Origin of the sequence: Pseudonocardia sp. Ae717_Ps2 (assembly GCF_001932475.1) — a bacterium.
GTDB lineage: Bacteria > Actinomycetota > Actinomycetes > Mycobacteriales > Pseudonocardiaceae > Pseudonocardia.
Genome location: NZ_MCIS01000001.1, coordinates 2,142,476 through 2,156,671 on the forward strand (window position 1 = coordinate 2,142,476; position 14,196 = coordinate 2,156,671).

Genomic DNA, 14,196 nt, shown 5'->3' on the forward strand with positions numbered 1-14,196 from the left:
GTGCCGACCGCGCGACGGGTGGCCGAGGACTACCTCGACCACCTGGCCGTCGAACGGGGACGGGCGCAGAACACCCTGCGCTCCTACCGGCTCGACCTGGGGCGCTACCTCGACCACCTCGACCACCTGGGACGCACGGAGCTGACCCAGGTGGCCGAGGCCGACGTCGCCGCGTTCGTCGCGGCCCTGCGCACGGGGGAGCGTCCGCTGGCCGCGTCGTCGGCGGCGCGGGCGCTGGCCGCGGTCCGCGGGCTGCACCGGTTCGCGCTGCACGAGGGGCTGACCCCGACCGACGTCGCGGCCGGGGTGACGCCGCCCGCCCTGGGCTCGCGGCTGCCGTCGGCGCTGTCGGTCGACCAGGTCGACCAGCTGCTCGCCGGCTGCGTCTCCGACGGCCCGGTCGGACTGCGCGACCGCGCCCTGCTGGAGCTGCTGTACTCCACCGGTGCCCGGATCTCCGAGGTCGTCGGCGCCGACCTCGACGACCTCGACCCGGACGCGCGGACGATCCTGCTGCACGGCAAGGGGAACAAGCAGCGGATCGTGCCGGTCGGTCGTCCCGCGCTCGCCGCGGTCGACGCCTACCGGGTCCGCGCCCGCCCCGCCCTCGCGGCACGGGGCACGGGCAGCCCGGCGCTGCTGCTCAACGCCCGCGGCAACCGGCTGTCGCGCCAGAGCGCCTGGCACGTCCTGCGGGCCGCCGCCGAGGCGTCCGGGCTGCCCGGCGACGTCGTCGCCACCGTCTCCCCGCACACGCTGCGGCACTGCTTCGCCACCCACCTGCTCTCCGGCGGCGCCGACGTCCGGGTCGTGCAGGAGCTGCTCGGGCACGCGAGCGTCGCCACGACGCAGATCTACACCCACGTCACCGTCGACACGCTGCGCGAGGTCTACGCCACCGCGCACCCCCGCGCCCGGGGGTGACCACGGACCCCGGGGCGGCGGGCCGCGGGGGAGGACGAACGACTACGTTCCGGGCCCATGCGGTACGGAACGTGGGTGACGGCGGTCGTGGCGGGACTCCTCCTGGCCGGGTGCGGTGGTGTCGCCGCCGGGCCGGAGCAGCAGCAGACGGTGAACGAGCCCGTCGACGGGCCGGTCACCCGCCTCGAGGTCGACTCCGACGCCGGGGACGTGCGCCTCGTCGCGGGGGAGAGGCCTGCGGTCGAGCAGGACCTGCGGTGGACCGGCGACGCCCGCCCGCAGGTCGAGCAGAAGGTCGAGGGCGGCGTCCTGCGGATCACCGCCCGCTGCCCGGACCAGGTCGGCGACCGCTGCCAGGCGAGGCTCGTGGTGACCGCGCCCGCCGCGTCGTCGGCGCTGGTCGACCTGCGCGCGGGCGGCATCGAGGTCCGGGGGCTGACCGGGGCGCTGGACCTGACCTCGTCGGCGGGCGGGGTCGACGCCACCGGCGTCGGACCGGGCGACGTGCGGGCGAAGTCCAGCGCCGGCTCGGTCGAGCTGACCTTCGCCGCGGCGGCCGCGGACGTGACCGCGGAGTCCAGCGCCGGCGGCGTCGAGGTCCGGGTCCCGGTCGGCCCGGCCTACGAGGTGACCGCCGAGACCTCCGCCGGGTCGACCGAGGTCGGTGTCCCCGACCAGCCCGGTGCCGACCACCGGATCACCGCGAAGAGCAGCGCGGGAGGCGTGTCGGTCCTGCCCGCGGGCTGAGGCGCGACACGCCGGGGCGCACCGTCGGCCGGACGGCGCCCGCCCGCGGGTAGGGTGACCGGAAATCCATACCGCGACGTGGCCCGACAGGGACGTCGCCGCACGTGGGGGCATCTCCTGCAGTGCGGTCTCAGGCCCTGACCGGGACCCGAGACCCGGCACGGTACCCGCGACGAGACCGGAGACCGCATGAACCCGACGCGGCCGGAGGCCCAGGGCAGGTTCGACGACCCGAGCGACGAGCCGGCGCCGGATCACGGGCGAGGCACCCAGACCACCAGCGCGCGCGCTCCCGAGCCCGCACCGCTGTCGGTGCACGGGCCGGCCCGCGTGATCGCGGTGGCGAACCAGAAGGGCGGCGTCGGGAAGACGACGTCGACCATCAACCTCGGGGCCGCGCTCGCCGAGTACGGCCGCAGGGTCCTGCTCGTCGACTTCGACCCGCAGGGCGCGCTGTCGGTGGGGCTCGGCGTGCAGCCCCACCAGCTCGAGTCCACCGTCTACAACCTGTTGATGGAGCGCGGCGTCGAGGCCGACGAGGTGCTCCAGGACACCGGTGTGGCGAACCTCGACCTGCTGCCGTCGAACATCGACCTGTCGGCGGCCGAGGTCCAGCTCGTCACCGAGGTCGGCCGGGAGCAGGCACTCGGCCGCGCCCTCAAGCGGTTCCTGCCCGACTACGACATCGTCCTCATCGACTGCCAGCCGTCGCTGGGCCTGCTCACGATCAACGCGCTCGCCTGCGCCGACGAGGTCCTCATCCCGCTGGCCTGCGAGTTCTTCTCGCTGCGCGGCGTCGCGCTGCTGATGGACACCATCGACAAGGTGACCGAGCGGCTCAACCCGGACCTGCGCCTGCTCGGCGTGCTCCCGACGATGTTCGACACCCGCACGCTGCACACCCGCGAGGTCCACGACCGCGTGGTGGAGGCGTTCGGGGAGAAGGTGTTCGACGCCGTCATCAACCGGACGATCAAGTTCCCGGAGACCACGGTCGCCGGGGAGCCGATCACGACGTGGGCGCCCACGTCGTACGCCGCGGAGGCCTACCGGATGCTCGCGCGCGAGGTCATCGCCCGGTGACGCTGCTCGCCGACGGCGCCCCCGAGGGGCTCGACGACGGGGACGTGGCGGCGCCGCGGACCCGGCGCTTCACCGTCCGGCTGTACAACTTCGAGGGCCCGTTCGACCTGCTGCTGCAGCTGATCGGCAAGTACGAGCTCGACCTCACCGAGATGGCCCTGCACAAGGTCACCGACGACTTCATCGCCCATCTCACCGATCTCGGCGACGACGCCGACCTCGACGAGATCACCGAGTTCCTGGTCGTCGCGGCGACCCTGCTCGACCTCAAGGCCGCGCGGCTCGTGCCCGGCGCCGAGGTCGACGACGAGGACGACCTCGCCCTGCTCGAGGCCCGTGACCTGCTGTTCGCCCGGCTGCTGCAGTACCGCGCCTACAAGGAGGCCGCGGCGCTGTTCGTCGAGCTGGAGAACGGCGCGATGCGCCGCTTCCCGCGCTCGGTCGCGATCGAGGACCGCTACGCCGACCTGCTGCCCGAGGTGCTGCTCGGCGTCGACGCGCAGGCCTTCGCCGAGCTCGCCGCCGCGGTGTTCCGGCCCCGCCCGCCGGACGAGGTCGGCGTCGACCACCTGCACGCGGTGCACGTGTCGGTGCCCGAGCACGCGGCGATCCTGCGGGAACGCCTCGCGCTCGTCGGCACGGCCACCTTCGCCGACCTGACCGCCGACTGCGTCGCGACGCTGGAGGTCATCGCCCGGTTCATGGCGCTGCTGGAGCTGTACCGGGAGCGCTCGGTCGCCCTGGAGCAGCCGGAGGCGTTCGCCGACCTGACGGTCACCTGGACCGCGGACCGCGACGACGACCCGGTCGCCTACGCCGCCGCGCTGGAGGACGAGGCCGCCGCCGCCGAGGAGGCGGTGCGGGCCCGCGACCGGCGCCGCAGGAAGAAGAACCGCGCCGAGCCGGACGCGGACCCGGCCGACCCGGTCGCGTCCGGCTCCGATGCCGCCGCGGACCCCGAGGCTCCCGGTCCCGAGGACCCGGATCGGGAGGACCTCGATCCGGAGGACACCGATCCGGAGGACACCGACCTCGCCGGTCACGGCTCCGACCAGGACCCGGCGGACGTGCTCCACCCCGAACCCGACGACGAGAGGACCGGAACCACCGGTGACTGAGCCGGACGACCGGCCGGGCTCCGACGACCCGGAGGACCCGTCCGAGCTGCTGCGCCTGATCGGTCGCACGGTGCCGCGCAGCCCGCACGCCAGTGCGTCGCCGCAGGTGGCTCCGGGCGCGGAGGGGCGAGCCGCCCCGGAGGCCGAGGGCCCGCCCGCCGCGGCCGACGACGGCGCGACCGCCGATGCCGAGTTCGCCCGCACCGCGGGGACCGCTGACGACGTGGATCCGTCGGCCGATGCCGGGCATGGGGCGGCCGACCCAGCCGGCACCGAACCACACACCTCGGAGAAGCCCGAGCCCTCCACCGCCACCCCCGACACGTCGGCAGACCATCGAGCGTCGCGGAACGGTGCTCGCGACGACGCATTCGTAACGCTCGCCGCCGGGCCGAGCAACGTGGCCGGACCGGGGAACGACGCCCGGCCGGACGACGCAGCAGGGCCGGAGAACGCAGCAGGGCCGGAGGGGACGGACGGCCTGAAGGCCCACGGAACCGAGGACTCCCGAGCGGAGGAACCCGGAACCCAGGACGAGCCGGAACCCGAGAACGATCAGGACCCCGAGTTCCACGAGCTCGCCGACGACACCGAGCTCGAGCACGCCCTGGAGGCGCTGCTGCTCGTCGTCGACGCCCCCGTCGACGAGGCGTCGCTGGCCACGGCGCTGCACCAGACGCCGTCGCGGATCCGGCAGACGCTGCACCGGATGTCGCTGGCCTACACCGCCGACCGGCGCGGCATCGACCTGCGACGGGCGGGGGAGGGGTGGCGGTTCTACACCCGCGACCGCTACGCCCCCTACGTCGAGAAGATGCTGATGGACGGCCAGCGCGCCCGGCTGACCCGGGCCGCGCTGGAGACCCTCGCCGTCGTCGCGTACCGCCAGCCGGTCACGCGTGCCCGGGTCTCCGCGGTCCGGGGCGTCAACTGCGACGGCGTGCTCCGCACCCTTCTCACCCGGGGGCTGGTGGAGGAGGCGGGCACCGAGGAGCACACCGGGGGGACGCTGTTCCGGACCACCGAGCTGTTCCTCGAACGGCTCGGGATATCCTCGGTGGCCGAGCTGCCCCCGCTGGCACCGCTGCTCCCCGACATCGACGCGATCGACGACCTGGACAGCTGACCCCGGTCCGGGAACGTCGACACCGGACCCGGCGCGCGCCGCCTGTCGGCGCCGCGGCCGAGCACGCCGGGTACCGTCGGTACCTGGCCGGTCCGGCGCCCTGCCGACGACCACCCGGCCCCACCGATTCCGGCCCTGACATCTCTGGACGAGGCAACAAGTCATCATGAGCAACACACACGACCCCGACGGCGTCCGGCTCCAGAAGGTGCTGGCCCGCGCGGGCGTCGCCTCCCGGCGCGCGGCGGAGGACCTCATCGCGCAGGGACGCGTGCAGGTCGACGGCGAGACCGTCCGCGAGCAGGGCCGCCGGATCGACCCGGAGACCGCGGTCGTCCACGTCGACGGCGCCCGGGTCACCCTGCGTGACGACCAGGTCTACCTGGCGCTGAACAAGCCGTACGGGCTGCACTCCACGATGTCCGACGACCTGGGCCGGCCGTGCATCGGTGACCTGCTCGCCGACCGCGTCGAGATCATGAACACCGCGCAGCGGCTGTTCCACGTCGGCCGGCTCGACGCCGAGACCGAGGGACTGCTGCTGCTCACCAACGACGGCGAGCTCGGCCACCGGCTGATGCACCCGTCCTACGAGGTGCCCAAGACCTACCTCGCCGAGATCGAGGGCAAGATCGCCCGGGACCTCGGGCGACGGCTGCGCGACGGCATCGAGCTGGAGGACGGCATCGCCCGCGTCGACGCGTTCAAGCTCGTCGACGCCGTCCCCGGCCGCGCCACGGTGCAGCTGGTCCTGCACGAGGGCCGCAAGCACATCGTGCGGCGGATGCTCGCCGAGGTCGGTCACCCGGTGCTCCGGCTGGTGCGGACCCACGTCGGGACGGTCGCGCTGGGCAACCAGCGGCCCGGCAAGCTCCGTCCCCTCGACCGTGTCGAGGTGGGTTCCCTGTACAAGGCGGTCGGTCTCTGATGGCCGTGCGGGCCCTGCGGGGCGCGACCCAGGTCGACGCCGACGACCGGCAGCAGATCCTCGACCGCTCCGCCGAGCTGGTCACCGCGGTGCTGGAGCGCAACGAGCTGGTCTCCGACGACATCATCTCGATCTGGTTCACCGCCACGCCGGACCTCACTGCCGAGTTCCCGGCGTACGCGGCACGGCTGCTCGGGCTCACCGACGTGCCGCTGATGTGCGCCACCGAGATGTCGGTGCCCGGCGCGCTGCCGCGGGTGCTGCGGCTGCTCGCCCACGTCGACACCCCGAAGCCGCGCTCGGCGATGCGTCACGTCTACCTGCACGGGGCCCGGGCGCTGCGCACCGATCTACCGCAGTAGGACACCCCGCCCCGTCGTGGCGGGGGCCGACCGGCGACAATGCCGGACGCAGCACACTCGAACACGGTGGGGGAACAAGGTGGCCTTGCGGGGCGTCGTCGCGATGGACGGTCCGTCCGGGACGGGCAAGTCGACCGTCTCCCGGCGGCTGGCGCAGGCCTGCTCTGCGGCCTATCTGGACACCGGGGCGATGTACCGCGCCGCGACCCTGGCCGCGCTGCGCGCCGGGCTGCGGGAGGGCGCGGCGGAGGACGAGATCGCCCGCGCCGCCGTCGGGGCCCGCCTGGAGTCGGGCACCGACCCGGACGCGCCGACGATCACCCTGGACGGCGAGGACGTCTCCGTCCCGATCCGCGGCCCGGAGGTGACCGGGTTCGTCTCGGCCGTCTCGGCGGTGCCGCAGGTCCGCGCCGAGATGGTCGCCCGTCAGCACGCCCTGATCCGGGCGGCCGTCGAGAGCGGGGGCGGGATGGTCGTCGAGGGCCGCGACATCGGTACCGTGGTGGTGCCGGACGCGCCGCTCAAGGTCTACCTGACGGCGTCGCCGGAGGTCCGCGCGGCGCGGCGCGGGCGGCAGGACGAGAAGGCGGGCCGCAAGGCCGACCTGCACGTCACCCTCGCCGACGTCGAACGCCGGGACCGGCTCGACTCGTCGCGGCGGGTGTCCCCGCTCTACGCGGCGGCGGACGCGCTGGTGCTCGACACCGACCACCTGTCGGCGGACGCGGTGCTGGCGAAGCTGCGCGAGCTCGTCGCCGCGCGGGGGCTGGACGGGTGAGCCGGGCGCGTGCGCTGCCGGAGCACGCTCTCGGGTGGCTGCACGACCTCGGCCGCTGGATCGGCACGTGGGTGTGGGTGCCGTTCTTCCGGGTGCGGATCCGGCACCGGGAGCGGATCCCGGCGACCGGCCCGGTGGTGCTCGTCGCGAACCACACCGCGTTCGTCGACGGACCGCTGCTGTTCGGCATGTTCGGGCGCCGCGTGGTGTTCCTGGTGAAGGCGGAGATGTTCTCCGGGATCGTGGGGACGTTGCTGCGGTGGCTGGGGCAGGTGCCGGTGCGGCGTGACGTCGTCGACCGGAGGCCGCTGACGACCCTGCTGGAGGTCCTGCGCGACGGCGGCATGGTGGCCGTCTTCCCGGAGGGGACCCGCGGCACCGGCGAGCTCGGCGGCGAGATCGGCAGGGCCCGGCAGGGCGCGGCCTGGCTGGCCCGTTCGGCATCGGCGCCGCTGCTCCCGGTGGCGGTGCGCGGCACGCACCGCCCGGCGGGTGCGCCCCGCCGCTTCCGCCCCCGGGTGGACGTGCTGGTCGGTGACCCGCTGCCGGCGCCGACGGCGCCGGGACGGGACGGCCTGGCCGCCGCGACCGCCCAGGTCACGGAGGCCCTGCGGACACTGGTCCGCGAACTGGACAACGAACACAGGCAAGTGACACGGCCCGACGCGGCCGGGGACGTGAGAGAGCAGTGAGCGAGAACAGCGAACGCGGAACGAGCCTCGGCGCGGCGTACGACGCCGGCGTCGGGATCGGTGACGCGGCCGACCGGGCCGAGATGGACCGGCTCGGGCTGGACCCGGCCGAGTTCGTCGCGGTCGACGCCGACGGTGTGGTCACCGCCGGGATCGACCCCGACGAGGTCCTGGCGACCCCGACCCTGGCCGTCGTCGGCCGTCCGAACGTCGGCAAGTCCACCCTGGTCAACCGGATGCTCGGTCGTCGCGAGGCGGTCGTGCAGGACGTGCCGGGGGTGACCCGTGACCGCGTCGTCTACGACGCGCTGTGGAACGGCCGCCGGTTCAAGCTGATGGACACCGGGGGCTGGGAGCCCGACGCGGACGGCCTGCAGGGCTTCGTCGCCCGCCAGGCCGAGACCGCGATGCGCATCGCCGACGCGGTACTGCTCGTCGTCGACGCCACGGTCGGTGCGACCGCGACCGACCAGGCCGTGGCGCGGGTCCTGCGGCGCGCCGACGTCCCGGTGATGCTGTGCGCCACCAAGGTCGACGACGACCGGCTCACCTCCGACACCGCCGACCTGTGGCGGCTCGGGCTCGGCGAGCCGCACCCGGTGTCGGGCCTGCACGGCCGCGGCTCCGGTGACCTCCTCGACGCCATCCTGGAGATCCTCCCCGAGACCCCGCGCGACGACTTCGGCGCGTCCGGGGGCGGTCCGCGCCGGGTGGCGCTGGTCGGCAAGCCGAACGTCGGCAAGTCCAGCCTGCTGAACAAGCTGGCGGGCGAGGAGCGGTCGGTCGTCCACGACGTCGCGGGCACCACCGTCGACCCGGTCGACTCCCTGGTCGAGCTCGACGGCCAGGTGTTCCGCTTCGTCGACACCGCCGGCCTGCGCAAGCGGGTCAAGATGGCCTCGGGCATGGAGTACTACGCCTCGCTGCGGACGAGCTCGGCGATCGAGTCGGCCGAGGTCGCCCTGGTGCTGATCGACGCCTCCGAGCCGATCGCCGAGCAGGACCAGCGGGTCCTGACGATGGTGGTGGAGTCCGGGCGCGCCCTGGTCATCCTGTTCAACAAGTGGGACAAGGTCGACGAGGAGCGCCGCCACCAGCTGACCCGCGAGCTGGAGCGCGACCTGATCAGCGTGCGCTGGGCGGAGCGGGTCAACGTGTCCGCGCTGACCGGCCGGTCGACCCAGCGGATCGCGCCCGCGCTGAACCGCGCGCTGGCGTCCTGGGACACCCGGGTGCCGACCGGGCGGCTCAACCAGTGGCTCAACGACCTCGTCGCCGCGACCCCGCCGCCGGTCCGCGGCGGCAAGCAGCCGAAGATCATGTTCGCGACGCAGTCGCAGACCCGCCCGCCGACGTTCGTGCTGTTCACCAGCGGGTTCCTCGAGGCGGGCTACCGGCGCTTCATCGAGCGGCGGCTGCGCGAGGAGTTCGGGTTCGGTGGCACGCCGATCCGCGTCTCGGTCCGGGTCCGCGAGAAGCGCGCCCGGAAGAAGTGATGCGGGCCCTGCGCGGCCGTCCCGGCGCGCGGACCTGGGAGCTCGGCCGGATCGACACCCCGGTCCCCGGTCCGGGGGAGCTGCTCGTGCGGGTCCGGGCGGCCGGGGTGAACCGGGCCGACCTGCTCGCGCTGGGCGGTGGCTACCCCGCCCCGCACGCCGACGACGACGGCTCCTTCACCGCAGGCATGGAGCTCGCGGGTGAGGCCGTCGCCGCCGGTCCGGGCGTCACCGGCGCCCCGGGCCGCGGGCCGGGGGACCGGGTGTTCGCGTCCGCCCCGGCCGCGTTCGCCGAGTACGTCGTCGTCGACGCCCGCCGCGCCCTGCCCGTCCCGTCCGGGCTGAGCTGGACCGAGGCCGCCGCGCTGCCGGTCGCGCTGGAGACCGCGCACGACGCGCTGGTCACCCAGGCCGGATTCGGCGCCGAGGGCGGCGCCGTCCTGGTGCTCGGGGGCAGCACCGGGGTCGGGCAGGTCGCGATCCGGCTGGCCGCGGCGCTGGGGGCCTCGCCGGTCCTCGCGACGACGACCTCGCCCGCCAAGCGATCCGCGCTCGTCGACGCGGGGGGCGATCCCGCTCGTCGGGATCGATGCGCTGGGTGATCTCGACGGGCCCGTCGACGTCGTGCTGGACCTCGTCGGCGGCGACCACCTGGCGGCCGCCCTGTCCGCCGTGCGGATCGGCGGGACGATCGTGCAGATCGGCCGGCTCGCCGGGCCGTCGGCGACGCTGGACCTGAACACCCTGTCCTTCCGCAGGCTGCGCCTGATCGGCACGACCTTCAGCGTCCGTGGCGCCGACGAGCGTGCCGCCGTCGCCACCGCGCTGACACCGGTCCTCGGCCTCGTCGGCGACGGGCGGGTGCGTGCCACCGTCGACCGCGTCGTGGCCCTCGACGACGCCCCGGACGTCGTCGCGCACCTGCGGTCCGGCAGGGCCGTCGGCAAGGTCGTGATCGAGGTGTCCGGCTCGTGACGCCACGCCCGCCCCCACCGGCGCCGCCCCGATGTGACGGTGTCGAGTTGACGGTGCAGAGGTGACGGTGCCGGAGTGACGGCCGTCGCACGGCTCCGGCGGGCGGGTGCTGCCTGCGAGCCCTCGATCCTGCTCGCTCGGCGCACCGTCACCACGGGCCCCCTGGAACGGTGACGACACGGTCACTATCGTGGCCGGACGTGAGGGAGACACCGGCCGAGGTCTTCCACGGCCGGGTCGCGGAGCTGGACCTGCTCGCCGAGGCGCTGCGCGACGCCGTCGCCGGCGGCGCCTCGGCCGTGCTCCTCGGCGGCGACGCCGGGGTCGGCAAGACCCGGCTGGTGTCGGAGTTCGGCCGGACCGCGACGAGCGGTGGCGCGGTCGTGCTGTCCGGCCGCGCGCTGGACATCGCCGACGCCCCGCCGTTCTGGCCGGTCGTGTCCGCCCTGCGCGAGCAGTCCCGCAGCCGCGGCGCGCTGGGCCGGGAGTGCGCCGCCGCGCTGTCCCGGCTGGACCGCGCCGACGGACCGGCCGGGCGGGTCGAGATGCTGGGGGAGCTGGCCGCCGTCGTCGAGCGGGCGGCCCGCCGGGCACCGGTGGTGCTCGTCGTCGACGACCTGCACCGCGCCGACCGCTCCACCCGCGACCTGTTCGCCTACCTGCTGGCGGCGCTGTCGTCGTCGCCGGTGCTGTTGGTCGGCACCTATCGCGACGACCCGGCGGGCGGTGTCCCGGTCGACCTCCTCGGGCTCACCGGGGAGCTGCGCCGGCACCGTGGGGTGCGCTTCGCCCGGGTGGAGCCGCTGCCCCGGCACGAGCTGGCCGAGCTGGTCGCGCGGTGGGCACCCGAGCGGCACGACGTCGAGGACCTGGTGTGGCGGCACTCCGGTGGGAACGTGTTCCTGGCCCGCGAGACCGTCCGCGCCGTGCTCGACGGGGACCCGCACGGCGTGCCGCAGACCGTCCGCGAGCTGGTGCGGGCCGGCGCCGCCGGGCTGTCGGCGGCGGCGACGGCGGTCGTGCGGGCCGTCGCGGCCGGGGTCGGGGAGGTCGAGCACGCGTTGCTGGCCGCCGTCGTCGACGTCGACGGGGCGGAGCTGGCCGCCGCCGTGCGGGAGGCTGCCGACGCCGGGTTCGTCGTCGTCGCCGGTGCCGACGGCTACACGCTGCGGCACGGTCTGATGACCGAGGTCGTCTCCGCGGACCTGCTCCCCGCCGAGCGGGTCGAGCTGCACGGCCGCTACGCCACCGCGCTGCACGGCGGCCACCGCGTCCCCGGGTCGGCGGCCCGTCTCGCGCACCACTGGCAGCTCGCCGGGCGCCCGGACGAGGCGCTGGAGGCGACCCTCGACGCCGCGCAGGAGGCGGAACGGCTGCGCGGCTACGCCGAGGCGCACCGGCACTGGCTGCGCGCGGCCACGTTGCCGGTCCCCGCCGCCGTCCGCGACCGCAGCCGCTACCTGGAACGGGCGGCGGCCGCCGCGGCCCTGGCGGGCGACCACGGCTCGGCCGTGGCGCTGCTGGCCGAACGGCTCGGCGAACCCGACGCGCCCAGCGGCACCGAGCAGGCGGTGCTGCGGTCCCGGCTCGGCCGCTACCTCGGTGCGGCGGGTCAGCTGACCGAGGCCGAGGGGGCCCACCGGCGCGCCGTCGCCACCCTGCCCGCCGACGACGACCCGGACGACACCGCCGTCGCCGCCCGCGCCGAGGTCCTCGCCGGGTACGCGGCCGCGCTCCTCGACCGGGCCGACTACGCCGGTGCCCGCACCGTCGCCGAGGAGGCGCTGGTCGCGGCGCGCCGGGTGGGGGAGCCGCGGGCACTGGCATCGGTGCTGGCGACGCTCGGGTTCGGTGCCGCGCACTCCCGCGACGGCACCGCCGGGCTCGACGCGCTGACCGAGGCGGTTGCCGTCGCCGAGGCCGGCGGCGACCCGGAGACGCTGGGGGAGTGCCTGGCCCGGCGCGCGGAGCTGCTGACCGGCCCGCTCAACGCCCTCGACGGCGGCGTCGCCGCGGCCCGGGCGGGCGCCGAGCGGATGGCCGGGCTGGGGCTGGGGCGGACCGCGTCGGTGTCGCTGCGGGTGGTGGCGGCGAACGGGCTGTTCCGCGCCGGAGCCTGGGACGAGGCCGAGCAGGAGGTGGCGACGGCGTGGGCGGCCGCCCCGTCCGGTGCGCAGATGTTGGAGCTGCGCCTGGCTCGCGCCCGGCTCCGGATGGGTCGTGGCGACCTCGACGGCTCCGACGTCGACCTGACCGCGGCCGAGCTCGTCGCCGGGTCGACGGGGCTGCCCAAGCAGCGGCTGCCGCTGCTGATCCTGCGCGCCGGGCTGGAGATGTGGCGGGGCAACCCGGAGCTGGCGTTCGCCCACGTCGGGAAGGGGCTCGACGTCGTCGAGTCCGGCATCGACGACGTCTTCGCGGTGGCGCCGCTGCTCTGGCACGGCGCCCGCGCGCACGCCCAGGCCGTCCTCGCCGGACGACCCCCCGACGCCAGTGGGCTGCGGCGGCTGCGCCGCCACCGCCGGGACCTCGTCGAGCGCGGGGAGCGTTCGGCCCCGGCGCTGCGCGGGGTGATCGCGAGCTACGAGGCCATGTGCTCCGCCGAGGACGCCCGGACCACCCCGGGTGCCGACCCGGACACCTGGCGGGGTGTCGCCGACCTGCTCGACGGCCTCGGCCAGCCCTACCCGGGTTCCTACGCCCGGCTGCGCAGCGCCGAGGCGCTGCTGTCGGGCCGACGCACCGAGGACGGCGCCGCGGACCTGCGCCGTGCCGCCGATCTCGCCGCGGGACTGCGGGCCGGTCCGCTGCTGACCGAGATCGCCGAGGTCGCCCACCGGGCCCGGATCGAGGTGCCCGCACTCGCCGCGGTCGGCGCGGTCGGTCATGCCCCGGTCGCCGTGGACGGCCCGCTGGCCCGGCTCACCGACCGGGAACGTGAGGTGCTGGAGGTCCTCGCCGACGGCGCCACCAACAAGCAGATCGCGGCCCGGCTGTTCATCACCCCGAAGACGGTCGGTGCCCACCTCGCCTCGGTATTCGCCAAGCTCGACGTCACCAACCGCACCAGCGCGGCGGCCGTCCTGCGTGAGCACCGCGCCGACATCTAGGTCATTCGCCCTATACCGTCGCCACGCCCGCTCGACCAAGGTGATCACCGGACCGAGCGACGCGGAGGAACCGATGACGGCCACCATCGACACGCCCTCCGACGAGGGCGCCGCCGCGGCGGGCCGGGCGCGCGTCGCGGAACTGCTCGCCACCCCACCCGAGACGATCGACGGCGTCATCGCGCACCAGGAACGCCTCCAGGAGATCCTCGAGAGCGAGTACGGCCCCGGCGACGGCGTCGCCTCGTTCAACCGGCTGTACCTGCGCATCACCCGCGGGATCCGCGACCAGCTCGACGACGACCTGTTCGCCGACCGGGACTTCCTGGTCCGGCTCGACGTGGAGTTCGCCCGCCGCTACTTCCGGGCGCTGCACGCCGAGGCGACCGGCGGGACCCCGCCGCGGTCCTGGGGGGTGCTGCTGGAGCGCCGTCGGCACGAGCGGATCTCCCCGGTGGAGTACGCGGTCGTCGGGGTGAACGCACACGTCAACTTCGACCTGGCACCCGCGGTCGTGCGGACCTGCACCGTCCTCGGGCGCAGCGCCCCCGGTCCCGCCGAGCGAGCCGACTACCGGGCCGTGAACGACGTGTTCTCCCTGCACATGGTCCGCCTGCTCGACGATTTCGACCAGACGGCCCCCGGTGAGATCTCGCTGACCGAGCAGCTGCTGGGCTGCGTCGCCGACGTGCCGGTGGTGCTGGCCCGCGACGTCGCCTGGCGGCAGGCGCTCGAGCTGTGGGAGCTCCGCTCCCGGCCGATGGAGTACGAGAACGAGGTCGCGGCGCTCGACCGCCGGACCGCGCTCCTGGGGCGTGGCCTGCTCACGCTGGGAGCCCTGACGTGACACCCGCCCG

At 75.2% G+C, this 14,196-nt stretch carries 13 protein-coding genes and 1 pseudogene; all 14 read left to right on the plus strand.

The features are described from left to right. The 14 genes and pseudogenes from Ae717Ps2_RS10200 to Ae717Ps2_RS10260 all read left to right on the plus strand — a co-directional run bounded on the left by Ae717Ps2_RS10200 (nucleotide 1) and on the right by Ae717Ps2_RS10260 (nucleotide 14,186). Nucleotides 1-924 (plus strand): site-specific tyrosine recombinase XerD, encoded by a 924-nt coding sequence (locus Ae717Ps2_RS10200; RefSeq protein ID WP_083696015.1) that lies wholly within the window; start codon nucleotides 1-3, stop codon nucleotides 922-924. Nucleotides 925-981: 57 nt separating this feature from the next. Beyond that, nucleotides 982-1,671, plus strand: coding sequence for a DUF4097 family beta strand repeat-containing protein (locus Ae717Ps2_RS10205; RefSeq protein WP_075305885.1), 690 nt, complete (start codon nucleotides 982-984; stop codon nucleotides 1,669-1,671). 189 nt (nucleotides 1,672-1,860) lie between these two features. Then, nucleotides 1,861-2,754: a ParA family protein gene (locus tag Ae717Ps2_RS10210; protein WP_075333265.1), complete on the plus strand. Its 894-nt coding sequence runs from the start codon at nucleotides 1,861-1,863 to the stop codon at nucleotides 2,752-2,754. Between the two features lie 2 nt (nucleotides 2,755-2,756). Beyond that, nucleotides 2,757-3,599, plus strand: a pseudogene (locus Ae717Ps2_RS38925) (ScpA family protein); the annotation flags it as partial. 673 nt (nucleotides 3,600-4,272) lie between these two features. Continuing rightward, nucleotides 4,273-4,998: an SMC-Scp complex subunit ScpB gene (gene scpB / locus Ae717Ps2_RS38930; protein WP_349289847.1), complete on the plus strand. Its 726-nt coding sequence runs from the start codon at nucleotides 4,273-4,275 to the stop codon at nucleotides 4,996-4,998. Between the two features lie 166 nt (nucleotides 4,999-5,164). After that, entirely contained in the window at nucleotides 5,165-5,926 is a 762-nt protein-coding gene (locus Ae717Ps2_RS10225; RefSeq protein WP_020622137.1) for a pseudouridine synthase, read from the plus strand. Beyond that, on the plus strand, nucleotides 5,926-6,288 hold the full coding sequence (gene aroH, locus Ae717Ps2_RS10230) for a chorismate mutase (protein ID WP_020622138.1): 363 nt from the start codon (nucleotides 5,926-5,928) through the stop codon (nucleotides 6,286-6,288). Before Ae717Ps2_RS10225 ends, aroH begins: the two co-directional genes overlap by 1 nt. Nucleotides 6,289-6,391: 103 nt before the next feature. Further along, a complete protein-coding gene (cmk, locus tag Ae717Ps2_RS10235) occupies nucleotides 6,392-7,066 on the plus strand; it encodes a (d)CMP kinase (RefSeq protein WP_020622139.1) in 675 nt (224 codons plus the stop codon). Next, entirely contained in the window at nucleotides 7,063-7,758 is a 696-nt protein-coding gene (locus Ae717Ps2_RS10240) for a 1-acyl-sn-glycerol-3-phosphate acyltransferase (protein WP_075305891.1), read from the plus strand. Before cmk ends, Ae717Ps2_RS10240 begins: the two co-directional genes overlap by 4 nt. A gap of 83 nt (nucleotides 7,759-7,841) precedes the next feature. Then, the gene (gene der, locus Ae717Ps2_RS10245) at nucleotides 7,842-9,254 is read left to right on the plus strand and encodes a ribosome biogenesis GTPase Der (protein ID WP_075334226.1); all 1,413 of its coding nucleotides are present in this window, start codon (nucleotides 7,842-7,844) and stop codon (nucleotides 9,252-9,254) included. Beyond that, complete coding sequence (locus Ae717Ps2_RS35110; RefSeq protein WP_083702319.1) at nucleotides 9,254-9,856, plus strand: alcohol dehydrogenase catalytic domain-containing protein; 603 nt, start codon at nucleotides 9,254-9,256, stop codon at nucleotides 9,854-9,856. The genes der and Ae717Ps2_RS35110 overlap by 1 nt, the downstream gene beginning before the upstream one ends. 22 nt (nucleotides 9,857-9,878) lie before the next feature. Further along, entirely contained in the window at nucleotides 9,879-10,229 is a 351-nt protein-coding gene (locus tag Ae717Ps2_RS35115) for a zinc-binding dehydrogenase (protein WP_158071482.1), read from the plus strand. 200 nt (nucleotides 10,230-10,429) lie between these two features. After that, nucleotides 10,430-13,339 (plus strand): LuxR family transcriptional regulator, encoded by a 2,910-nt coding sequence (locus Ae717Ps2_RS10255; protein WP_075333266.1) that lies wholly within the window; start codon nucleotides 10,430-10,432, stop codon nucleotides 13,337-13,339. Between the two features lie 73 nt (nucleotides 13,340-13,412). Further along, nucleotides 13,413-14,186 carry a DUF5995 family protein gene (locus Ae717Ps2_RS10260; protein ID WP_139318699.1) on the plus strand — a complete coding sequence of 258 codons (774 nt, stop codon included), beginning with the start codon at nucleotides 13,413-13,415 and terminating at the stop codon, nucleotides 14,184-14,186. Nucleotides 14,187-14,196: the final 10 nt, after the last annotated feature.